This is a genomic window from Paenibacillus sp. 01T442, assembly GCF_056398345.1.
Genome location: NZ_JBFTPF010000009.1, coordinates 122321 through 144451 on the forward strand (window position 1 = coordinate 122321; position 22131 = coordinate 144451).

Consider the following 22131-nt stretch of genomic DNA (forward strand, 5'->3'; position numbering starts at 1 on the left):
ACTACCTAGACAGTCTAGGTAGTCCTTCTGTATTAGTTTTGAATTACCAAACAAATGCGCTAGTGATAATAACCAATAAGATGAAAAGTACCAAGACAGCTGCAGCGGAAGTACCATACCCAGTTCCACAACTCATTCGAATCAACCTCCAATTGGATATTTGGTGTTTCGAGATAGCTTATGACTATTTCTGAGGAATGTTTGGGCAAAACGACTGATTGTGCTAATGTCCCTGTCCTCTGATATAAATTTGGGTAGGGAAGGGGCAACATGAAAAATTGGAACCAAGGGATAAGTTGTTACGTTATTACATCGTAGCTTATTCTTTTCAACAAGAGATCGTGTAAGCGGAACTAGAAGCATGGAGGAAACGAGAATGTTATTGACGATAGTGATCATTGTGATTTTGATTGGTGTGTATGTCCTCTTTATGAAACTGTATCCGGTATTCGGTCGCAGACCTTCTGAAGGTGATATTCGAAGGTTCGCTCAGTCTCCGCAATATGCGCAAAACAAGTTCGAAAATCCAGTCCCAGCGATGATGAATATGAGCTTTCGAACAACGCTCGGGATTTTGCGTGATATGATCAAAGGAAGCCCACACCGACGTCCCAAGTCCCCATTACCAATGGAGAAGCCACAGTTTAGCGTGAATGGTGATACTAGCGTCACTTGGTTCGGACACTCGGCTACCTTGCTTACTATCGATGGGAAAGCCTTGCTGCTTGATCCGATGTTTGGTAGAACGCCTTCACCATTTCCGTGGGTAGGCAAAAATAGATACAGCGGCGGAATCCCATTTGAGATTGCAGAGCTCCCGCAGATTGATGCTGTCCTTCTATCACATGATCATTATGATCATTTGGATTATGGTTCGATTATGAAAATAAAACATAAAGTGAAACGGTTTTTTGTCCCACTAGGTGTAGGTGCTCATTTAATCCGCTGGGGAGTTCCAGCAGACAAGATTGAGGAGCATGATTGGTGGGAGGAAATGTCGTTTGAAGGGCTGGAGCTGGCTTGTACGCCTGCCAATCACTTCTCAGGACGCAGTACGAATGATCGCGGGGCGACCTTATGGTGCTCATGGGTGATCAAAGGCAAGAACACCAGCCTTTTTTTCAGCGGCGACAGCGGGTACACGCCTCATTTTAAGCAAATTGGGGATAAATACGGACCTTTCGATCTAACCTTGATGGAATGTGGGCAATATGATGAGCGTTGGGCGGATATTCACTTAATGCCGGAAGAAACGGTTCAAGCCCATTTGGATGTAAGAGGGAAGGTGATGCTGCCGATTCACTGGGGTGCCTTCACACTAGCGATCCATGATTGGTATGATCCTGTGACCCGCGCCGCGAAGGCTGCTGAGGCCAAAGGGGTTCAGATGGTCACGCCACCTATCGGACAGACCGTTATTATAAAGGGATCCGATGTGCAGTCCTATCCGAAAGCGAATTGGTGGGTACAGTCATAGATCGTACTGAACTAGCTACTAGGGATTTCACATGGTATTATGGATAGGTTAATAGTCAGATGTGAGCAGGAGAGAAGATAAGTCTATGTCGGAACAAAAAAGTGTACGAAAATTTCATTTTCTAGCGGTTGTGCTAGGAATAGCTATTGATAATATCGGGACGATGTTATCGTCAGGAGTGATTGGTAGTCTATATTTTGCTAACCGGCCGTTGGAAGATCAAGATGTAAATGCAATTTATTCAAATGCAGCTCTCTTACTTTTATTTCTGGTCGTTGGCTTGTTCTGGACGTTCCTAGCTAGTTATTTCACAGCGAAGGTTGCCAAACGAGGCGAACTATTCAACGCAGCGATCATTGGGGTCATTGGCGCAGGGATTGGGTTTGATTCGATATTAACACAGGATGTAATCCCACTATGGTACGAACTGATTGGTTTAGTAGCCATCGTACCGGTATCGCTCCTAGGTGGATATTTGGCATTGAAGAGGAAGAAGACATCCCAATCCTAATTACCTGATGGGTAATTAGACAGGGTGATCTGCTGAATCTAGTGAAGTGAATTGTGCTTAGGAGGTGGAAGTATGCCTAAGTTCGCGAATGAGAGTGAAGAAGCGACGGCATTTCTACGCAAACAGACAGGCAGCAGTCAGTTGGTGTGCTACACATATATTGATGCTGAGAATAGCTTAGAAAGTTTTTTTATTGTGAAAACAAGTAATAAGGTCATTCAAGTATCCTTTGCGGAGATTTCATATGATCCAAGAAATTACCAGAGCTTGCTAGAGGGGCTCTATCGTGTTATCTACGAATAAACAAGAACCCCCCCTAGCCAATGCAGCTAAGGGGGTTTCTCATGTTCCTGCCAATTACTTAATGAACGTTAAAGCTTGATCAGCGATGGAGAACTTGTAGCGATCAAGGCAATTGCATAGGTAATCTTTGCGGCAAATTGGGCAAGGTTCTTTCATCAAACGATTCAAGTCCGTTACGCGGCCGATGCCAGTTTCAGCATCTCTTTCAAAGAAAAGACGGCATTTGTTGCGGTCTTTCAAGGAAACGACAACCTCGAAAAGTCCGTTCTTTTTATTATCACTGACTATTGTTGCATCAACTACCTGCGGATCGTAGGCCATATGTATTTCCTCCTAAGAGTTTGCTCAGCTAGACATTCCACATCGCAAATTCATAAATTAACATGCTTTTCGCTTTGTTTGCTCAGTTGCATTAGTATATTATATAAATAAAAAAGATTTTATTCAATAGGAGGTCATCTGGACATGATCATGGACTATTGTGAACAAGAAATTTCAGAAGGTCAGACATTCATTCACATCGGTTTACAGTTCGAGGATGAGCCTGATTCTTTATATGTGGCAGAGCTTGAGGTCGACAATCAAGGGGTTGTTAGGCATTGGCAGTTATTCTTCAATGGGTTTGATTGCAAATATCATTTCCGCCCAACTGAGAAAGAAGAAATGATTCATTACGCAGCTCAACAAGGGATTTCCATTCGAGAAGTTGAAGACCCAGAATAAGAAAAGGAATTATCGCCATGTTCATGAGTATGGCTCAAATTCCTTGATTTGTGTTTATTCTGTTGTTTGTATTGAAGTTCTGTTCGTGTTGGTGTTGTTCGGGTTACGGGGTTCGTACCGTGCCAATGCAATCGCTGCATCATAGGATCCAGCTTGCCTTCACGCAGATTGCGTTGACGCAATTTTTGAGCTTGAGATCGGGACATCGTGATTCCTCTTTTCTTTTTGTAGTGTGTATACTTCTATTGTAACAGGTGATGTGGAAGAGGCAATGGAAAGTTTAGATGATAATGAAAAAGGGTGAACGACATGCGTATTCAAATCCAATTAGCGATAGATGGCGAAACGAAGAAAACAGATGTGCTCGAAATTGCCGAGTATAAACTTGGTGAAATGACAGACGAAGAGATCGAGCAAGCGATCGAAGTGAAAATTCGAACTTGGGTTGATCGCATGGTTCAAGTGGAGTGGGAAGTTCTTGATGAGTAAGACATAAAACAGCCCCGTAGGGAACTACCCCACGGAGCATTAGTGTACAACCTATGTATGTTAGTGAACGATGGTGCCTACTCCGGTCTTCTGTAAAGCATGTTCCCAGCTTGGGTAGTAATACAGGGCGTTTTTCATAAGATCAGGATGCAGCTTCTTCACATTTTTTTTGGCTAGCGATTCCCCTGTGCTGTGAAGCTGTACAATTTGGCCTAACACTTCGTCTGCGCTCATGTTTAGCTCCATAGATGTCCTCTCCTTTCTTTACGAATATAAACCAATGCTTGCCATTCAAAGCTTAAAATATACATAGAATTTTGTGGAATCGGGTAAATTAGATAGGCCATGAGACGACGTTAGGAAAGCTAGGTGTCTAACCATGAATTGGTCATCTTTATCTTTATTTGCCACAAAGCCAAACCTAATTTGCAAAGGGAAAATAGCTAAGATAACAGGTTCATTTGAAACGTTTGAACAGCTTTCAAGCGGTCGTATACTCGTGCTTTCGCAGAGTGATATGGAGGAAGAACAGGCACAAGAACTGTTAGTTCGAAGAGTGAAAGCCATCGTTCATTGTGGGCAAGCCATGAGTGGTGTATGCCCGACGGAAGGTCCGCTTTTATTGTTGCAGCAGCATATCCCCATTATTGAAGTGGATGCCGTTTATGCTGAAATCTTTTTACACGAAGTAGAAATGATCATTTATCATGATACGATCCATGTGGCCGGTCAATCAGTCCCATGCAAGCAATTTACGAGAGAAGACTGGTTGATAGCACAACGGGCTGCCCATGAGCTGGCGAGTGAACGGTGGGAGCCCTTTATTGAACACACGTTGGCCTTTGCCATGCGAGAAAAGCAAGCTGTCAGAGAGTCTTTACCCCACTTGCCGCTGCGCACACAATTCACGGGTAAACACATTTTAGTAGTGTCCAATGGAAAAGGGAATAAGAGGGATCTGCAAGCCGCTAGTGGATTTATAACGGCGTTTAAGCCGATATTACTTGGTGTGGGTGCAGGTGCAGATGTGCTATTATCTAGCGGCTATCAACCCGATGTCGTTGTTAGTGATGCAGATCAAATTTCGAATCGCGTGTGGAAAAGTGGTGCAGAAATCATTGTCCACACCTACCCAGATCCTCAAGGAATCCTTGACAAGTGTTCGCCTAGTGGTCTAACTAAGCATTATCATGTCTTGCCCTGTATTGGGAACAGTGAGGATGCTGCTCTATTGTTAGCCTATGAAAAAGGTGGAGAATGGCTGGTTACCGTCGGCGTACAATCGTATATGAGTGATTTTGTAGCCAAAGGTTTAGCAAATATGGGGAGTGCGTTGCTTGTTCGAATGAAAATCGGAGCTCGCCTCGTAGATATAAAAAGCTTACAAGCGCTAACACTTCAGCCAACGGGGTGGCGGAGAGAAGTGCTTTCCACTGTTGGTCTATCTTGTGTTTTCATTGGATTGAGTCTATTTCAGCTGCATTGGATACTTAAACGAGCGAGTCATGTCGTGTGGAAGCTTGTTGGCGTAGAATGAGGGCTTGTTCGAAAAAAAGGACCGGACGCATTGTCCGGTCTATTTGTTGCGTTTTGGTTTGAATCGTGGAGCTAAATAGTTTCGCTTGCGATCTCTGAAAAAGGTCCAGCCGCCAATAAAGGCAACACCGATCAGAAACAGTACCAAGCCTAAGAAGAATTTTCCCCATAACATACCGCTATTAGCAACGGTATCAAATTGTGCGAAAAAGGCATCTTTCATTGCGAGAAAGCCATAAGTAGCGGTTATTCCAGGAATAACGAGAAGTAGAATAGCTATAAAACGATAAAAGGGTGCTTTCATAGTAACTCCTTATGGGACATGAAACATGTTTTTTCTAACATCATACCCCGAAACCGCTAGCGTGTCTAATTCCCCGCATAAGATTTTATAAGTTTCCGGTGCTCGGAAAAACAAATTCTTATTGGCGATAAAAACAACATTTAAAACGCGGTCGCTCATCCTCGAATTGCTTCGATAGAAGTTTTTCTCACAAATAAGACTATGACTTCGATCCCAAAAAAGGGTAATATAATAGATACGCACGTATACATATAACAAGTAATTGTTTCATAGGAGGCTTACATACATGAATGAACATAGATATGATGTCGTGGTATTAGGTGGCGGAATCGGCGGGTATACCGCAGCAATTCGTGCAGCACAGCTTGGGAAGACAGTGGCGATCGTTGAGCGCGATAAAATGGGCGGTACGTGCCTGCATCAGGGCTGTATCCCAAGTAAAGCCTTGCTTAGAAGTGCAGAAGTGTTTGCCGCGATGAAACATAGCGAGGATTATGGCATCACAGCTCAATCCATCTCGCTGAATTTTGACCAAGTATTAGGACGCAAGCAACGAATTGTCGATCAGCTGCATCAAGGACTTCAATTTCTGATGAAAAAGAATAAGATTACGATTCACCATGGCAATGGACGCATTATTGGACCTTCGATTTTCTCGCCGCGCAGCGGTGCTGTTTCAGTTGAGAAGGAGGATGGTGATATTGAAACGCTCCTTTCAAGCAATTTAATAATTGCGACGGGCTCTAGACCGCGCAGTTTGCCAGGATTAGAAGTAGACGGTACTTCAATTATCACTAGCGAAGATGCACTGCGGATGGAAAGCCTGCCGAAGTCGATCATCATTGTTGGCGGTGGCGTCATTGGTGTTGAATGGGCTTCGATGTTAAACGATTTTGGCGTGGAAGTAACGATCGTGGAAGTTGATAAGCGTTTAGTCAACTTAGAAGACGCAGATGTGTCCAAAGAGTTAGAACGTTTATTCAAGAAACGTGGGATTAAGGTGGAGACGGGTACGAAGGTGCTCCCGGAGTCTGTGAAAGTGGCAGATGGCATGGTTACGATGCAAGTGGACAAGCAAGGTGAGGTACAGGAACTATCCGCGGAACGAGTTCTCGTTTCGGTTGGTCGTGTGGCGAATGTCGAAGCGATGGGGCTTGAGAATACGGATGTCAAAATTGATAAAGGCGTCATTCGCGTCAATCGCTATATGCAAACGACGGAATCCCACATCTACGCGGTTGGTGATGTCATCGGCGGACTGATGCTGGCTCATATGGCCGGCCATGAGGGAATTCTGGCTGCAGAACATATTTCTGGTCATCAGCCAGATGAAATTCAAACGCATCTTGTATCCAAATGTACCTATACAAGACCTGAGATTGCCAGTGTTGGTTGGACCCAGCAGCAGGCGATGGATCAAGGTCGCCAAGTGAAAGTTGGCAAATTTAGTTTCAAAGGAATAGGGAAAGCTCTAGTTTATGGGGACTCCGATGGCTTTGTGAAAGTTATTGCAGATAAAGACACGAATGATATTCTCGGCGTTCATATGATTGGCCCCCAAGTAACCAACAGCATTACAGAGGCAGCGCTAGCTCAGGTGTTGAACGCAACGCCTTGGGAGGTTGGACAGACCATCCACCCGCATCCAACACTTTCGGAAGCTTTGGGTGAAGCGATGCTAGCTGTGGATGGCATTGCAATTAGCGGATAAAAATTGTAATCATAAACGTTTGCGTTTATAATATGCTTATAGAGTCAAGTACTAGGACCAGGTATTAAGTTTTAGTAGCCATTTAATCTCACTAAGGAGGCAAACTCCATGTCCATTGGTCAGCTATATAAGCACAGAAGTTTAGGATTATCCGATGATGAAGCCGTACGTATGTATACGGTTATGAGCCTTGCAACTAAATTCGACGAGCGTGCCTTCATGCTGCAACGCGCTGGTAAAATTCCATTTCACGTATCCGGTATGGGACAATATGCCGGACAAGTTGGGATGGCCTTTGCGATGCAAGCTCAGAAAGACTATTTCTTGCCTTATTACCGTGATTATGCGTTCGTTTTATCGGTGGGAATGACGGTGAAGGATCTCATGCTCGCCATTTTCTGTAAAGCGGAAGATGTGAATAGCGGCGGCAGACAGATGGCAGGCCATTTCGGTGATCGTAAAAATCATATCGTAACGGCATCTTCACCTGTTACCACCCAAGTTCCGCATGCAGCGGGGATTGCTTTGGCAGCGAAGATGAAAAAACAGGATTTCGTTACTTTCGTTTCATTCGGAGAAGGTTCCAGCAATCAAGGAGATTTCCATGAGGGCTGTAATTTTGCAGGTGTACATAAGCTGCCGGTTATCTTTGTTTGTGAAAATAATCAGTATGCGATCTCTGTCCCACTTCATAAACAGGTGGCAGGCAAAATCGCGGATCGTGCGGTTGGATATGGCTTCCCAGGTGTTCAAGTCGATGGTACCGATGTTTTGGAAATGTACCGCGTAACGAAAGAAGCAAGAGAAAGAGCCCTTCGCGGAGAAGGTCCAACTCTGATCGAGATGCTGTGCTATCGCATTATGCCGCACTCCACCTCGGATGACGATATGTTGTACCGTACGAAGGAAGAAGTCGAAGAGAACCGCAAGAAGGATGGCATCTTGAAATTCAAGGAATATCTCATCGCTTGTGAGCTTTGGAGTGAAGAGCAAGACCTAGCGCTTCAAGAACGTCAAAAGCAAGAAGTCAATGATGCAACGAAGTATGCTGATCTTGCCCCTTATCCGAAGCCGGAAGATACGCTTCTTCATGTTTACGCGGAAGGAGATGGCAAATAGAGATGGCTGTTATAACATATTTGGAAGCAATCCGTTCTGCGATGCAGGAGGAAATGCAACAGGACGACAACGTATTCGTCTTAGGTGAGGACATAGGGAAAGGCGGCGTTCTTAACACGACCAAGGGACTTCGCGATCTATTTGGCGAAGAACGCGTGATGGATACGCCGCTTGCAGAGTCCGCAATCGTTGGTGTTGCCATCGGCGCAGCCATGTATGGCATGAAGCCGATTGCCGAAATCCAATTTGCCGATTTTATTTTCCCGGCAACGAATCAAATCCTGAGCGAAGCGGCGAAAATTCGCTATCGTTCGAACAATGACTGGAGCTGCCCGATTGTCATTCGAGCTCCTTATGGTGCAACAGGCGCTGGTGCTTTGTACCATTCCCAATGTCCAGAATCGGTGTTCTTCGGTACGCCAGGCCTGAAAATTGTAGCACCATCGAATCCGTATGATGCCAAGGGTCTGCTGAAAGCGGCAATTCGCGATGGCGATCCTGTGCTCTATTTTGAACATAAGAAGTGTTACTTGGCATTATCGGCTGAAGTTCCGGAAGAAGACTACATCGTACCTATCGGCAAAGCTGACGTCAAGCGTCAAGGAACGGATATTACTGTTATCGCTTATGGCATGGTAGTCAATTATGTGCTTCAAGCCGCAGAGGAGCTGGCCAAGGAAGGTATTTCGGCACATGTCCTTGATTTGCGTACGTTGCAGCCGCTCGATCGCGATGCGATCCTAGAAGCCGCTAGAAAAACAGGCAAAGTACTCATTACCCATGAGGACAACAAGACCGGTGGTGTCGGCGCAGAAGTATCTGCGATTATCGCGGAAGAAATGCTATTTGAGTTAGATGCGCCGATCGCAAGATTATGCGGCCCTGATGTGCCAGCCGTTGGCAGTAATCCTCCGATGGAGAAGTTTTTCCTTCTGAATGCTGATAAGTTGAAGGATGCCATGCGTCAGCTTGCTTTATTCTAAATAGTTGTTCTTATTCGTTGATCTTTTCCGAAATTAGGAGGTACTTGTATGAACCAAACCGGCCGCCTCACCGAGGTTACTGTTCCGCATTTGGCGGAAAGTCTCGTTTCGGCTACAATCGGCAAATGGCTGAAAAAGCCAGGCGATTATATTGAACAATATGATGTTCTTTGTGAGCTTTTCACAGAGAAAGTAAATACAGAAATGCCTAGCCCCATTGAGGGCAAGCTGATCAAAATTATTGTCGGCGACGGTGAAACGGCTGCCGTTGGTGAAGCGATTTGTGTCATTGAGGAACCTGTCAGCTCCTCAGCGGCGGCTTCAGCAGCGCCAGTTGCTGTCACGGATACAGCTGTTGCGTCCGAAGATGCGGATCAAAGCATGCGTGGACGCTTCTCTCCAGCGGTCCACAGACTTGCCCAAGATAACCGCGTCGATTTGTCACGCGTTGCAGGGACAGGCCTTGGCGGACGCATTACGCGCAAGGATGTAGAGACCTTCATCGCATCAGGTGGGGCTAACGCGGCACCTGCGGCTGTTCAAGTAGTCTCAGCAGCATCGCCTGCAGCAGCATCTGTTGTCCCAGAAGAACCAGTTAACCAGCCTGTTCGCAGCTCGGGTATCCATTTGTCGGCGAGTCCACAAACACCGCTGATCGAAGCAGAAGGCCACAACCTGGATGCTCGAAACGAACATTTCATTGATGTAACACCGATGCGTAATGCGATTGCTACGAAGATGCGTCAAAGCGTCACCGAAATTCCACACGCTTGGACCATGATCGAAGTGGATGTAACCAATCTAGTTGTCCTGCGGAACAAAGTAAAGGATGAGTTCATGCGCCGCGAGGGCATCAACTTGACTTACCTCGCGTTTATGCTGAAAGCTGTCGTTAACGCGATCAAAGATTATCCGATTATTAATTCCGTGTGGGCTGTTGATAAAATAATCGTGAAACGCGACATTAATATTTCCTTGTCTGTGGGAACGGAAGATTCCGTTATGACACCGGTGATCAAGAAAGCAGATCAAAAGAATATCGCAGGACTTGCAAGGGAAATTGATGAGTTGACGAAGAAAACGCGTGCGGGGAAATTAGCTCTTACGGATATGGTTGGCGGTACATTTACCGTTAATAATACAGGCTCCTTCGGTTCGATTTTGTCGTACCCAATCATTAACTATCCGCAAGCGGCGATTGTGACGTTCGAATCGATCGTGAAGAAGCCTGTCGTCATTCAAGATATGATAGCGGTGCGCTCCATGGTTAACCTTTGTTTGTCGCTCGATCACAGGATTCTGGATGGTGTGATCTGTGGAAGGTTCCTACAAAGAGTGAAAGAAAATTTAGAAAGCTACAACGCGGATACTAAAATTTACTAACTTTTTATGACGTGAAAAATAATCCGGCTGTAAACAATAAACTGGATAACAGCATAACGATAAGCATAATGTAAATAACGACTTTAAACCATTTCTTATTCTGTAGCACGGGATTCACTCCTTTTTCATCCAAGCTTGTACCGTTTTATTGTAACTCAAAGTGTGTATCGGAGGAAAGTACATGATTCAACAAGATCGTTTAGTTCAAGAATTCATTTCCCTCGTTCAAGTGGATAGTGAAACTAGATTTGAGCAAGAGATCTGCGTTGTGCTCAAAGAGAAATTCGGCAAGTATGGCCTAAATGTTGTCGAAGATGCATCGATGTCCAAGAGTGGACATGGTGCAGGTAACTTGATTTGCACATTGGAAGCGACAGACAGCAATCCGGCGATTCCTACCATTTTCTTCACATGCCATATGGACACGGTTGCTCCAGGGAATGGCATTAAGCCGCAAATTGGCGAGGATGGTTATATTCGCTCTGATGGCACCACGATTCTTGGCAGTGATGATAAAGCAGGTATTGCTGCTATGCTTGAAGGGATTCAAGTTCTGAAAGAACAGAACATTCCGCATGGCCGTATTCAGTTCGTCATTACCGCAGGTGAAGAGAGCGGCTTGAAAGGTGCTCGTGCCATGGAACGCAGCTCTATGGAAGCTGAATATGGCTTCGCGTTAGATTCCAATGGAAATCTAGGCGCTATTGCTACTGCGGCACCTGGACGTGCAGAGATTGAAATCATTTTCCATGGCAAAACAGCGCATGCTGGTGTAAATCCAGAAGATGGCATCTCGGCCATCCAAGTGGCTAGCAAAGCTGTTTCTCGCATGTCACTAGGTAGAATCGATAATGAAACGACAGCTAATATTGGCAGCTTTTCCGGTGTAGGCCCGCTGAATGTCGTATGCGATAAAGTGAAGATGGAAGCGGAAGCACGCAGTATTGTTCAGCACAAATTGGAAGCGCAGATCGAAGCGATGAAACAGGCTTGCGAATCCGCTGCTGCAGAAGCGGGCACGACCTGTGAATTCCATGCGGATATCGTCTACGCATCCTATATGCATGATGATTCTGCACCGATTGTCCAATTAACTTCACGTGCGATGAGCACGATAGGGTTAACAGCAAGCACGTTCCACTCAGGTGGCGGCAGTGACGCGAATGTTTTCAATGGGATGGGAATTCCTACTGTGAATTTGGCCGTTGGTTATTTAGACATTCATACGGTCAAAGAGCGCATTGCGATCAAGGATCTCGTCAAAACAGCTGAACTCGTCGTGGCGCTTGTGAAAGAAGCTGCTAAGGTTTAGCTCCAGAAACAAAATAAAAACCGATTCGTCCGCCAACTGGCGCGGCTAATCGGTTTTCGTTTTTGTTCATGCATGGATGATTCGAAGTTTATGTGAAGGTCCTTGTGATGAAGTCTTCTGAGATATGTTCATGCCTGCTAAATAATCAACCAATGGTATCTTCGGATCTCCTTGTTGAAGCATTTGCTGAAGCAGATATTTGATCTCCCAGGCTTTACCTACAAGTCGGATTTGTTTGGCACTCACATAGCTCTTCATATCTCAGACCCTCTTTTCAGGAAAATATTTGATATAATGAACGATATGCGGCATGTGGACAAGTTAGACCAATTAATGAGGATGAGGTGCACGAATGACGGACCATAAGAAATTTGAAGAAGTGACGATAAGCAGCGAAATGATTTTCAAGGGTAAAATAATTTCCCTGCAAGTAGATCAAGTGACATTGCCCAATGGAGGAACAGCTTCTCGTGAGATCGTTAAGCATCCAGGCGCAGTAGCGGTGATCCCGCTCCTACGGGATAAGATGATCGTCGTAGAGCAGTACCGTAAGCCGCTTGAGAAGAGTCAGGTGGAAATCCCTGCGGGGAAGCTCGACAGCGGTGAGGAGCCTTTGAGAGCGGCTTTGCGTGAGCTTGAGGAAGAGACCGGATATAAGTCAGATAACATACGATTGGTAAGCTCTTTCTACACGTCGCCTGGGTTTGCAGATGAGATTATCCATTTATACATAGCGGAAGATCTAGTAAAGGGGACAGCGAACCCGGATGAGGACGAATTCCTTGATTGTGAAGCGATCACCTTAGAACAAGCTCAGCAGTATATGCATGAGGGACGTATCAGTGACGCCAAAACGATCATGGCAGTGTATGCTTGGCAGTTATATAAGTTAACGGGTCAGATCTAAATGTTGAAGGATTACTATGTTGATCTGCATATTCATATTGGCCGGACGGAGAAAGGTCAAGCTGTCAAAATTAGCGCAGCGAATAATCTCACATTTTTCAATATTGCCCATGAAGCTGCGAACCGCAAAGGGATGGAGATGATCTCCATCATCGATACGCACTCTCCGTCAGTCCAAGAGGAGATTATGATGTATTTGGATAAGGGAGACATGGCAGAGCTCGAAGGTGGAGGAATTCGGTATCGGGATACGTCCATCATCCTGGGGAGTGAAATTGAAGTCAGAGACCCTGGTATGGGTCCAGCACATGTTTTGGCCTATATGCCGAACCTTCAAGTGATGCAGGAGTTTACGGGATGGATGAGCCGGCATATGAAAAATGTGGAGCTTAGTTCTCAGCGCATCTACGTGCCTGCACGTGACCTTCAGGAAGAGGTACTGGGCCGAGGAGGCATCCTTATCCCTGCGCACATCTTCACGCCGCACAAAAGCGTCTATGGCAGCGCTACAAGCTGCATGAACGAATTGCTTGATGTGAAGCAGATACCTGCCGTTGAACTCGGGCTAAGTGCGGATTCAGAAATGGCTGGGTACATCTCTGAGCTGGATGATTTCACCTATATAACGAATTCAGACGCCCATTCCTTGGCCAAAATAGGTCGTGAATACAACCAGATGAAACTTGCTGCACCAACGTTTGATGAGTTAGTTAAAGCGCTTCGACGTCAGGATGGACGAGGTGTCACAGCCAACTATGGCCTGAACTCGCGATTAGGCAAGTATCATCGAACCTATTGCAGCGTCTGCGAAGCTGTACTAGACGATGGCGAAACGGCTGTGGAACGCTGTGTGAATTGCGGCAGTGCCAAAATTGTGCGCGGCGTCATGGACCGAATCATGGCGATTGCAGATCGGGAGATGTCTTATCAGCCAGCGCATCGACCACCGTATCATTTTCAAGTCCCCTTAGAGTACATCCCAGGATTGGGGCCGAAGAAGCTGGACCAATTGCTAAGTCATTTCGGAACGGAAATGCAGGTCTTGCACCATGCAACGCCGGAGGCGTTAGCTAGTGTCGTTGGGGACGAGATTGCAGCGTACCTTGTGAGTGCTCGAGAAGGGACCTTACATCTCGAAGTTGGCGGCGGCGGAAAGTATGGCAAAGTGAAAAATCATTCATAGTTTTACTTTTTCACTCATAAGCTTGTCTTTGTAGGGGTTGTACAAGGAGGGAGTGGCGAGTGTGAATAGGAACTTAACGATGAAACAATATATGAAGGATAATTTGCCGTTATTTATATTCGTCTCTGTGCTCTTTGTTATTGGCGTTGTTTTCGGTGCCGTCATGGTTAATGCGCTTTCCTTAGAACAGAGGACGGAAATGACCCGCCATTTGGGCAGTTTTTTTCATGAAATTAATGAAGGCATCGAAATCGACAGCCAGCAATCGTTTAGTCAAGCTTTCGGTATGCATATGAAGTGGATATTATTAATTTGGTTATTTGGTTTGTCGATTATAGGTTTACCGTTGATCTTAGTTTTGGATTTTCTAAAAGGTGTGCTGATTGGCTTCACGGTTGGTTACCTCGTGGGTCAGATGTCGTGGAAAGGGATGCTTTTTGCGCTTGTGGCCGTTGTTCCTCAAAATTTGATCGTTATACCAGCGATATTATTCTGCAGCGTGGCTGCGATGTCATTCTCGCTATATATGATAAAGCATAGAATTATGAGTCGGAGTGGTAACATTTACCAACCCTTCATGAGATATACAACGATCACTTTAGTGATGGGAGGCTTCCTTTTAGCAGCTGCCTTATTAGAAGGATACTTCTCCCAATACATGATGAAATGGGTAACCCCAATGCTGGTGGGGGTTTATGGGTAATGAAATGAATTGTGATTGTGTTTGACTTTGTCAGCAAGCTCCCCCTATAATGAAAAGAGTGGCTAAAAATGGGCTAGGATGCCCACCTTTCTGAGGGGGAGGCATATGGAAGCAAGGATCGAGAAAATTAAACAACAACTACAATCCCAGGGGTACAAGCTTACACCTCAACGGGAAGCAACTGTTCGCGTTCTACTGGAGAATGAACAAGATCATCTTAGTGCAGAAGATGTGTTTATGCTTGTGAAAGATAAAGCGCCAGAGATCGGGCTAGCAACAGTGTACCGTACGTTAGAACTTCTGAGCGAACTGCATGTCTTGGAGAAAATGAATTTTGGCGACGGCGTGGCTCGTTACGACTTACGTGACGATAATTCACGACATCATCACCATCACTTAATTTGCGTGCAATGCGGAGCCGTAGATGAAATCATGGAAGACTGGCTCGGACCTTTCGAAGAACGGTTAGAGACTGAGTTTCATTTCCAAGTCTTAGATCATCGTCTTGATTTCCAAGGTATTTGCTATCGATGCAACGAACGAGGGAAACCGGACACATTGGAGAAATCCCACTAAACCAGCTGCCGCAAGGAAGCTATTCAACTTATGAAAATGCCTGTATGCAGACAATTGCATACAGGCATTTTTGTGTTTACTTCATATGCTAAATAGTAGCTAAGAGTTAGCTTAAAGTCACATAATTGGAAAGGGAGTCTGGGTACATTATAGACGAATCGAAATAAACGGATCCGCCGTCCTACTGGGACGGTAGCGTTTATCTAGAAATATAGCCGGTTTATCGTGTGAAACATATAATTTCTATATTTGAACCGAAGGAAGAAGGTGGCGAATATGTCGAAACCAAACCTAGTCGTTGGCGTTCCTAAAGAAATCAAGAACAATGAGAATCGCGTTGCTTTGACACCAGGCGGTGCAGGGATGCTTCAAATGTCCGGTCATCGTGTGTTGGTCGAAGCGGGAGCAGGCATTGGCAGTGGATTTTCAGATGAGGATTATAAGCAAGAAGGCGCTACAATTATCGCATATGCCGCTGAAGTATGGGCGCAAAGTGATATGATCATGAAAGTAAAGGAGCCGTTGCCTGCTGAATATGGCTTCTTCAAAGAAGGCCAGATTCTATTTACTTATTTGCACTTAGCTGCAGCTGGTGATCTTGCAGCTCAGTTATTAGAGAAGAAAGTAACTGGTATTGCCTACGAGACGATTCAACTGCCGAATGGCTCCCTGCCCTTGCTAACACCTATGAGCGAGGTTGCGGGGCGCATGTCTGTACAAATAGGAGCCCACTATCTCGAGAAATTTTATGGCGGCCGCGGCATTCTGCTTGGCGGTGTTCCTGGCGTTCCACCGGCAGACGTCATTATTCTAGGCGGTGGGATCGTAGGCACGAATGCAGCCAAAATGGCACTAGGACTTGGTGCTAATGTCGTTATTATTGAACGAAGTGCTGACCGGATGCGAGCTTTGGATGACATTTTCGGAGGGCATCTCCGTACATTGATGTCCAATCCGTATAATATTGCGAGCGCAGTCCAAAAGGCAGATCTGCTCATTGGGGCAGTGCTCATTCCAGGGGCAAGAGCACCGCGATTAGTGACAGCGGCGATGGTTCAGAGTATGAAGCCAGGTGCCGTCATTGTGGATGTTGCTGTCGATCAAGGGGGTTCCATCGAAACGATTGATCGTGTAACCACCCATAGTGATCCAACCTATGAAAAGTTCGGTGTCTTGCATTATGCGGTCGCCAATATGCCAGGAGCTGTTCCACGTACCTCAACCCTTGCGTTGACGAATGTCACTTTGCCCTACGCATTGGAGTTGGCAAATAAAGGCTTCACACAAGCTTTAGCAGAGAACTACACGTTACAACTAGGTGTGAATACGTACAAAGGCAGTGTCACACATCCAGCGGTTGCTGAAGCGCTTGGAATGCCTTATACCAAATTAATTGACCTGTCATAATCGTGGGCCGAGTCTCATATTCTGTTCCTAAGACATGGAATAGACATGGGGGACGAGCTATGATTTTTTCCTATCGGAAATTAATTGTTCGATTACAGTATATCTTGGTTTTTGTGGCGTTGACGGTCATCTTATATCAAGTTCTGTTAGCCGTATCTCTCTGGATTCAGCCTGTGAACAAGTACAAAGCGCCGACAGGCAAATCCGTTAAGGTATTCGGACAAAGCGAGCATGTATCTTTTGATTCGAGTTCAATGAGTGAGCGATTGCGTTTGTTTTATTGGTACGGTGAGTAAAGCGAAAAATAAAGGAATCTCTCTTGTCACCGTGGAATGCTATATAGAATGATAGATATAGCAGGTAAACGAGGGAGAGACTGACATAATGACGAGTGAGCTACAATCCTTCATCCAATTTCTAACGACTGAACGAGGACTTTCACGGAATACACTCGAATCCTACGAAAGGGATCTCCTTCAATTTGTTGCCTATCTTGAGATGCAAGGTGTTACAAGCTGGCGAGAAACAGGGAAAGTGCATCTTGGAAGTTATCTCTCACAATTAAAAACGCTCGGACGAGCATCAGCGACTTTATCACGAATACGCGTTTCATTACGCTCCTTTTTCCAATACATGGTGAAGGAACGGCTCCTTGATTCCGATCCTTCTATTTTCATCGAGGTTCCTAAGTTGGAAAAAAGGATTCCAAAGGTTCTAACTATTCTCGAAGTTGAAAAGTTGCTGGAGGCGCCTCAATCTGAGCAAGTGAATGGTGCACGGGATAAAGCCATGCTTGAATTGCTCTATGCCACAGGGATTCGTGTATCAGAACTCGTCGCATTGAATGTAGCCGATGTGAACCTAGAGATGGGCTTCATTCGCTGTATCGGCAAAGCAGAGAAAGAGCGGATGATTCCGCTTAGCGGCATTGCCATTCGGGTCATTGATACCTATATTCAGCACTATCGCATCAAGCTGCTCAAAAGATCGGTAGACGAGGAAGCACTCTTCATCGGGCACTTAGGTACTCGAATGACGAGACAAGGTTTTTGGAAAATTATGAAGCGCTATGCGTTGGAGACGGAAATTACGAATGAAATTACGCCGCACACACTGAGACATTCTTTCGCTGCACATTTGATCGAAAACGGTGCGGATTTGCGATCTGTTCAGGAAATGCTGGGTCATTCCGATATTTCATCAACACAGCTCTATGTGCAGGTCACGAAGATCAAAATGAAAGATGTCTATAATCGAGCACACCCTAGGGCTCATTTATGATTGTTGACAGAAGGGCAGCGGCACTTCCAACCGGAATTGCTGCTGTTTTGCATTCACGGGTTGGAAGTGGGATAATGAAGGGTGGATATCATTACAATTAGGAATTGATTTGGAGGGACATCGGTGCGCTTTGAACGAATTAGTTTAATCGTATTAGATAGTGTAGGCATCGGAGAATTGCCGGATGCTGATCAGTTTGGCGACCTTGGCGCTCATACGCTAGGTCATATTGCAGAGAGAGTCAGCGGCTTCGCGCTGCCCCATTTGCAGCAAATGGGATTAGGAAATATTGCAGACATTCAGGGGATTCCTCCGGTATCATCGCCAGAAGGGTATTATGGCAAAATGGCAGAGGTTTCCGTTGGCAAAGATACGATGACAGGTCATTGGGAGTTAATGGGGTTACGTATTTCTACACCATTTAAAGTTTTCCCTGACGGATTTCCAGAAGCCTTGATCTCGCAATTTGAGCAAGAGACAGGTCGGAAAGTAATCGGAAATAAACCGGCTTCGGGGACTGAGATTTTAGATGAGCTTGGCGAAGAACAGATGAAGACTGGCGCATGGATTGTCTACACGTCAGCTGATAGTGTGTTCCAGTTGGCCGCACATGAAGACATCATTCCGTTAGACGAGCTGTATCGCGCTTGCGAGATTGCCCGCAGGCTAACTATGCAAGATGAATTTGCCGTAGGGCGTGTAATTGCAAGACCTTATCTGGGTACGCCAGGGTCATTCAAACGAACGCCTAACCGACATGATTATGCAGTCAAGCCACCTGAGCCTACCGTTATGAATCAACTGAAGGATGCCGGATGGGATGTCATTGCCATTGGCAAGATTAATGATATTTTTGACGGAGAAGGGGTCACGAAAGCGATCTCAACGAAAAGTAATTTGGATGGCATTCAGCAAACAATTGACGTGCTCGGAACCTCATTTAAGGGCCTAGCTTTTACCAATCTAGTCGATTTCGATTCCTTGTATGGTCATCGACGTGATCCTGAAGGCTATGGAAAGGCGTTAGAGGAATTTGACGTCTATGTACCACAGCTGAAGGCGGGACTTGGGCCGAACGATCTGCTGATCTTGACCGCGGATCATGGGAATGATCCTGTGCATGCGGGGACGGACCATACCCGTGAGTATGTACCCGTTTTACTGTATAGCCCTAGCTTCCAATCGCCAGTTTCCTTGGGAATCCGAGGAACATTTGCAGATTTGGGCGCGACGATCGCTGACAACTTTGGCGTAGAACCAACAAAGAATGGTGAGAGTTTTCTTCATCTTTTGAAATAAATAAAGTCGAGTTTTACATTAATTTGAGGAGGCATGATGACATGTCAGGTACATCCATGATTCAAGAAATTCAAGAAGCAGCAGCATTTATTAAAAAAGAAACCAATATTACACCACAAATTGGTCTTATTCTCGGTTCCGGTCTTGGCGTTCTTGCTGATTTGATAGAAGAGCCAATTGTAATCGACTATTCTCGTATCCCGCATTTCCCAGTCTCTACTGTTGAGGGACATGCTGGAGAGCTGGTTGTAGGCTCGATTAAAGGTAAGCAGGTCCTCATAATGAAAGGGCGCTTCCATGCTTATGAAGGTTACGGCGCTGAGACGGTTTCTTTCCCAGTACGTGTAATGAAAGAGCTTGGTGTACAAACGTTGATCGTTACTAATGCTGCTGGCGGAATCAATGAAACCTATCAAGTGGGTGATCTCATGGTCATCAGCGACCATTTGAATATGACGTTCCGCAACCCGTTAATTGGACCGAATGATTCTGCATTAGGCGTTCGCTTCCCGGATATGTCAGAGGCTTACAGTAAGCGTCTGCGTAAGTTAGCGCACGATGTCGCGGCTACACAAGATTTTAAATTACAAGAAGGTGTGTATGTAGGGCTGCTTGGTCCTAACTATGAAACACCTGCTGAAATTCGCATGTTCCGCACACTGGGTGGAGACTCGGTTGGGATGTCAACTGTTCCTGAGGTTATTGTCGCTCGTCATGCGGGCATCGAAGTATTGGGCTTTTCTTGTATTTCCAACATGGCATCGGGTATATTAGATCAACCGTTATCCCATGCAGAAGTGATGGAGACGACGGAGAAAGTTAAACCTAAATTTTTGAAGCTAGTCCTAGGTATTATTGAGGCACTATAAGTGCGTGTTCAAACAACCTTTATAAGCAGATAAGGAGATCTACATGACATTGACTTACATTCAACAAATTAATGAGGCTGCAAGCTTCATTAAATCGCGTTTAGATGGCGTGTCGCCTACTATTGGGCTCGTTCTAGGCTCAGGACTTGGCGATATGGCGAATCAGGTAGAGCAGCCAATAGCGATCGAATACAGTGACGTTCCACATTTCCCTGTATCAACAGTTGAGGGCCATGAAGGCCGCTTTGTAATTGGTACTTTGGAAGGCAAGCAAGTTATCGTGATGCAAGGCCGTTTTCATTATTATGAAGGCTATGATATGAAAAAAGTGGTGTTCCCTGTTTACGTGATGAAAGCCATCGGTGTACAGACTGTTGTGATGACGAACGCGGCGGGAGGAATGAACCGGTCTTTCCAAGCTGGCGATTTGATGCTGATCAGTGATCATATCAATATGACGGGGGATAACCCACTGATTGGGCCGAACCATGGTGAGCTTGGTGTTCGTTTCCCAGATATGTCAGAAGCTTATAATCGTGATTATCGCCGCCTTGCTCGTGAGTTGGCATCGTCTGTGGTGGGAGAAGATGGCATGCCACTCCAGTTACAGGAAGGTGTATATGCGGGCATTACGGGTCCTACCTATTGTACGCCTGCAGAGTTGACGATGCTTGCGCGTATCGGCGGCGATGCGATCGGTATGTCGACAGTAGGTGAAGTGATTGCTGCGCGCCATGCAGGCCTTAAAGTGCTGGGCATTTCATGCATTACAGATATGGCCATTGGTGAGGAGCTTGAACCCTTAACACATGAGCAGGTTGTGGCTGTGGCGAATCGAACGAAGCCCAAATTTATCGCTTTGGTGAAAGCATTTGTTCGTGAAGTACAATTGGGATAAATTGGATCAGGAAAGATCGTGAAATTTTGTGAATTCGGCCGCCTAAAGACCTATCCTTCCTATGGGACTCATGGTAGAATATAGTTAATTAGAACTATATTCGATGGTAATTTCTCTGAGAGAGATTACCTATTCCATAGAAGGATGTGTTGGAGGATGGCAGTTCCTCAAGAACTCATGGTGGCCAATTGCCCGCGCTGCGGGAAAGTGTTTCAAAGAAATTTACGCAACCAATGCATGGATTGCAGCACGAGTATGAACGATCAATTGAAGGATTGTGTGGATTATCTCCGTAGAAATTACCGTTCTACCAATGAGCACGTTTGTGCTGTTACAGGTGTTTCCAATATTCAATTACAAGTTTGGATGAAGGAAGGGAAGTTACATCTCGCTGATTATCCTAATTTGAGTTATCAATGTGCTTCCTGTGCGGAACCAATTCGTGAACATAAACTGTGTGTAAGTTGCAGCACGCGTATCACTCGTGATATTCGAAAGCTTTCAGAGAGTGGATCCGTACAGCAGCAAATGAAGCAACCTGAATCGAAACCTCGGGGTTACACGGGTAGTTTCAAAATTAGTGATCGTTGGAATCGCGTGTAATTTGCTGTGGAATGGGCAATAGTAAGATGGAGTTCAGTTCACAATTCTGTCACGAAATAGTCAAATTTTTGCCACGGACTAGATATGGGATTATTCTCTGATGTTAGGTAGAATAGATGAAGTGAACACACGATGAGGGGGATATGCATGCAAAAGTGGATTTTCTTTGTACTATTTATACTTGCGGGCGCATTGGGGCTGGGAGTCCTCTTTCAAGATATTTCTGATCGCCAAGAGGCACAGGAAGCTGAGGCTGCCGCTGGTAAAATGCAACAACTAAAATTAGTTGCATCAAACTGGCAGTTTGATGCGCCAGAGTACACGATCAAAAAAGGTGAGCCTACGAAAGTATCTTTATCTTTAAAAGAAGGCGTACATGCGGTTGAAATTGTTGGGTTGGATATTAAACTTGATAAAGAAAACCCTTCGAAAGAAATTACGTTTGACAAACCAGGTACATATGAAATTGATTGTGTTCTTCCTTGCGGAGAAGGACATGCCAAAATGAAATCCAAACTAATTGTACAATAATCTTCATAGATAACAGATTAGAGG

Annotated in this window: 29 protein-coding genes; 23 read left to right on the forward strand and 6 right to left on the reverse strand. The window is 45.3% G+C overall.

All coding sequences use genetic code 11. The features are described 5' to 3' along the window. Positions 1–43: 43 nt before the first annotated feature. Positions 44–136, reverse strand: coding sequence for a YjcZ family sporulation protein (locus AC1DLM_RS10860; protein ID WP_082595420.1), 93 nt, complete (start codon positions 134–136; stop codon positions 44–46). Positions 137–376: 240 nt separating this feature from the next. Between AC1DLM_RS10860 and AC1DLM_RS10865 the strand changes: the two genes are divergently transcribed. The 3 genes from AC1DLM_RS10865 (at position 377) to AC1DLM_RS10875 (ending at position 2291) form a co-directional block, all read left to right on the forward strand. Continuing rightward, a complete protein-coding gene (locus tag AC1DLM_RS10865; protein WP_441986845.1) occupies positions 377–1477 on the forward strand; it encodes an MBL fold metallo-hydrolase in 1101 nt (366 codons plus the stop codon). 85 nt (positions 1478–1562) lie between these two features. After that, positions 1563–1988 carry a hypothetical protein gene (locus AC1DLM_RS10870; protein WP_441986844.1) on the forward strand — a complete coding sequence of 142 codons (426 nt, stop codon included), beginning with the start codon at positions 1563–1565 and terminating at the stop codon, positions 1986–1988. A gap of 72 nt (positions 1989–2060) precedes the next feature. Continuing rightward, the gene (locus tag AC1DLM_RS10875) at positions 2061–2291 is read left to right on the forward strand and encodes a hypothetical protein (protein WP_056614631.1); all 231 of its coding nucleotides are present in this window, start codon (positions 2061–2063) and stop codon (positions 2289–2291) included. 54 nt (positions 2292–2345) lie between these two features. Here AC1DLM_RS10875 and AC1DLM_RS10880 read toward each other — a convergent pair whose 3' ends face one another. Further along, entirely contained in the window at positions 2346–2612 is a 267-nt protein-coding gene (locus AC1DLM_RS10880) for a hypothetical protein (RefSeq protein ID WP_028554204.1), read from the reverse strand. Between the two features lie 144 nt (positions 2613–2756). Between AC1DLM_RS10880 and AC1DLM_RS10885 the strand changes: the two genes are divergently transcribed. Together AC1DLM_RS10885 and AC1DLM_RS10890 are read left to right on the forward strand one after the other, a co-directional pair. Further along, on the forward strand, positions 2757–3014 hold the full coding sequence (locus AC1DLM_RS10885; protein ID WP_441986843.1) for a hypothetical protein: 258 nt from the start codon (positions 2757–2759) through the stop codon (positions 3012–3014). A 309-nt stretch (positions 3015–3323) separates the two neighbouring features. Further along, complete coding sequence (locus tag AC1DLM_RS10890) at positions 3324–3503, forward strand: hypothetical protein (protein WP_441986842.1); 180 nt, start codon at positions 3324–3326, stop codon at positions 3501–3503. 60 nt (positions 3504–3563) lie between these two features. Here the strand turns inward: AC1DLM_RS10890 and AC1DLM_RS10895 are convergent, their stop codons facing one another. Beyond that, entirely contained in the window at positions 3564–3749 is a 186-nt protein-coding gene (locus tag AC1DLM_RS10895; RefSeq protein ID WP_145655418.1) for a hypothetical protein, read from the reverse strand. A 133-nt stretch (positions 3750–3882) separates the two neighbouring features. Between AC1DLM_RS10895 and steA the strand changes: the two genes are divergently transcribed. Beyond that, a complete protein-coding gene (steA, locus tag AC1DLM_RS10900; RefSeq protein WP_441986841.1) occupies positions 3883–5040 on the forward strand; it encodes a putative cytokinetic ring protein SteA in 1158 nt (385 codons plus the stop codon). Positions 5041–5079: 39 nt separating this feature from the next. Here steA and AC1DLM_RS10905 read toward each other — a convergent pair whose 3' ends face one another. Further along, complete coding sequence (locus tag AC1DLM_RS10905; RefSeq protein WP_056614619.1) at positions 5080–5343, reverse strand: DUF2627 domain-containing protein; 264 nt, start codon at positions 5341–5343, stop codon at positions 5080–5082. Between the two features lie 286 nt (positions 5344–5629). Between AC1DLM_RS10905 and lpdA the strand changes: the two genes are divergently transcribed. From lpdA to AC1DLM_RS10925, 4 genes are all read left to right on the forward strand, one after another. Then, the gene (gene lpdA, locus AC1DLM_RS10910) at positions 5630–7054 is read left to right on the forward strand and encodes a dihydrolipoyl dehydrogenase (protein ID WP_441986840.1); all 1425 of its coding nucleotides are present in this window, start codon (positions 5630–5632) and stop codon (positions 7052–7054) included. Positions 7055–7162: 108 nt separating this feature from the next. Beyond that, the gene (locus tag AC1DLM_RS10915; RefSeq protein WP_441986839.1) at positions 7163–8173 is read left to right on the forward strand and encodes a thiamine pyrophosphate-dependent dehydrogenase E1 component subunit alpha; all 1011 of its coding nucleotides are present in this window, start codon (positions 7163–7165) and stop codon (positions 8171–8173) included. A 2-nt stretch (positions 8174–8175) separates the two neighbouring features. Then, complete coding sequence (locus AC1DLM_RS10920; RefSeq protein ID WP_441986838.1) at positions 8176–9156, forward strand: alpha-ketoacid dehydrogenase subunit beta; 981 nt, start codon at positions 8176–8178, stop codon at positions 9154–9156. A gap of 48 nt (positions 9157–9204) precedes the next feature. Then, positions 9205–10539 (forward strand): dihydrolipoamide acetyltransferase family protein, encoded by a 1335-nt coding sequence (locus AC1DLM_RS10925; protein ID WP_441986837.1) that lies wholly within the window; start codon positions 9205–9207, stop codon positions 10537–10539. Between the two features lie 4 nt (positions 10540–10543). Here the strand turns inward: AC1DLM_RS10925 and prli42 are convergent, their stop codons facing one another. Further along, positions 10544–10648 (reverse strand): stressosome-associated protein Prli42, encoded by a 105-nt coding sequence (gene prli42, locus AC1DLM_RS10930; protein ID WP_157276701.1) that lies wholly within the window; start codon positions 10646–10648, stop codon positions 10544–10546. A 72-nt stretch (positions 10649–10720) separates the two neighbouring features. On the opposite strand from prli42, the gene AC1DLM_RS10935 reads away from it, so the two are divergent. Further along, positions 10721–11851, forward strand: coding sequence for a M20/M25/M40 family metallo-hydrolase (locus AC1DLM_RS10935; RefSeq protein WP_441986836.1), 1131 nt, complete (start codon positions 10721–10723; stop codon positions 11849–11851). Positions 11852–11917: 66 nt separating this feature from the next. Here the strand turns inward: AC1DLM_RS10935 and mciZ are convergent, their stop codons facing one another. After that, on the reverse strand, positions 11918–12109 hold the full coding sequence (mciZ, locus tag AC1DLM_RS10940; protein WP_477569928.1) for a Z-ring formation inhibitor MciZ: 192 nt from the start codon (positions 12107–12109) through the stop codon (positions 11918–11920). Between the two features lie 94 nt (positions 12110–12203). Here mciZ and AC1DLM_RS10945 point away from each other — a divergent pair, with 94 nt between their 5' ends. The 12 genes from AC1DLM_RS10945 to AC1DLM_RS11000 all read left to right on the forward strand — a co-directional run bounded on the left by AC1DLM_RS10945 (position 12204) and on the right by AC1DLM_RS11000 (position 22107). Beyond that, positions 12204–12758, forward strand: a complete 555-nt coding sequence (locus AC1DLM_RS10945) for an NUDIX hydrolase (protein WP_441986834.1) — start codon at positions 12204–12206, stop codon at positions 12756–12758. Next, positions 12759–13940: an endonuclease Q family protein gene (locus tag AC1DLM_RS10950; protein ID WP_441986833.1), complete on the forward strand. Its 1182-nt coding sequence runs from the start codon at positions 12759–12761 to the stop codon at positions 13938–13940. Positions 13941–14001: 61 nt separating this feature from the next. Next, positions 14002–14643, forward strand: a complete 642-nt coding sequence (gene spoIIM, locus AC1DLM_RS10955) for a stage II sporulation protein M (protein ID WP_312886239.1) — start codon at positions 14002–14004, stop codon at positions 14641–14643. Positions 14644–14748: 105 nt separating this feature from the next. Beyond that, on the forward strand, positions 14749–15219 hold the full coding sequence (fur, locus tag AC1DLM_RS10960; protein ID WP_441986832.1) for a ferric iron uptake transcriptional regulator: 471 nt from the start codon (positions 14749–14751) through the stop codon (positions 15217–15219). A 276-nt stretch (positions 15220–15495) separates the two neighbouring features. Further along, a complete protein-coding gene (ald, locus tag AC1DLM_RS10965) occupies positions 15496–16626 on the forward strand; it encodes an alanine dehydrogenase (protein WP_441986831.1) in 1131 nt (376 codons plus the stop codon). A gap of 59 nt (positions 16627–16685) precedes the next feature. Next, a complete protein-coding gene (locus AC1DLM_RS10970; RefSeq protein WP_441986830.1) occupies positions 16686–16922 on the forward strand; it encodes a DUF4227 family protein in 237 nt (78 codons plus the stop codon). An 88-nt stretch (positions 16923–17010) separates the two neighbouring features. After that, positions 17011–17907 (forward strand): site-specific tyrosine recombinase XerD, encoded by an 897-nt coding sequence (gene xerD / locus AC1DLM_RS10975; RefSeq protein WP_441986829.1) that lies wholly within the window; start codon positions 17011–17013, stop codon positions 17905–17907. A 123-nt stretch (positions 17908–18030) separates the two neighbouring features. After that, positions 18031–19206, forward strand: coding sequence for a phosphopentomutase (gene deoB, locus AC1DLM_RS10980; protein ID WP_441986828.1), 1176 nt, complete (start codon positions 18031–18033; stop codon positions 19204–19206). Between the two features lie 41 nt (positions 19207–19247). Then, positions 19248–20075, forward strand: a complete 828-nt coding sequence (locus AC1DLM_RS10985; RefSeq protein ID WP_441986827.1) for a purine-nucleoside phosphorylase — start codon at positions 19248–19250, stop codon at positions 20073–20075. A gap of 43 nt (positions 20076–20118) precedes the next feature. Next, on the forward strand, positions 20119–20973 hold the full coding sequence (locus tag AC1DLM_RS10990) for a purine-nucleoside phosphorylase (protein WP_477569929.1): 855 nt from the start codon (positions 20119–20121) through the stop codon (positions 20971–20973). Between the two features lie 156 nt (positions 20974–21129). Continuing rightward, on the forward strand, positions 21130–21576 hold the full coding sequence (locus tag AC1DLM_RS10995; protein ID WP_441986825.1) for a flagellar protein: 447 nt from the start codon (positions 21130–21132) through the stop codon (positions 21574–21576). 147 nt (positions 21577–21723) lie between these two features. After that, the gene (locus AC1DLM_RS11000; protein WP_441986824.1) at positions 21724–22107 is read left to right on the forward strand and encodes a cupredoxin domain-containing protein; all 384 of its coding nucleotides are present in this window, start codon (positions 21724–21726) and stop codon (positions 22105–22107) included. The last annotated feature ends 24 nt before the right edge of the window (positions 22108–22131 follow it).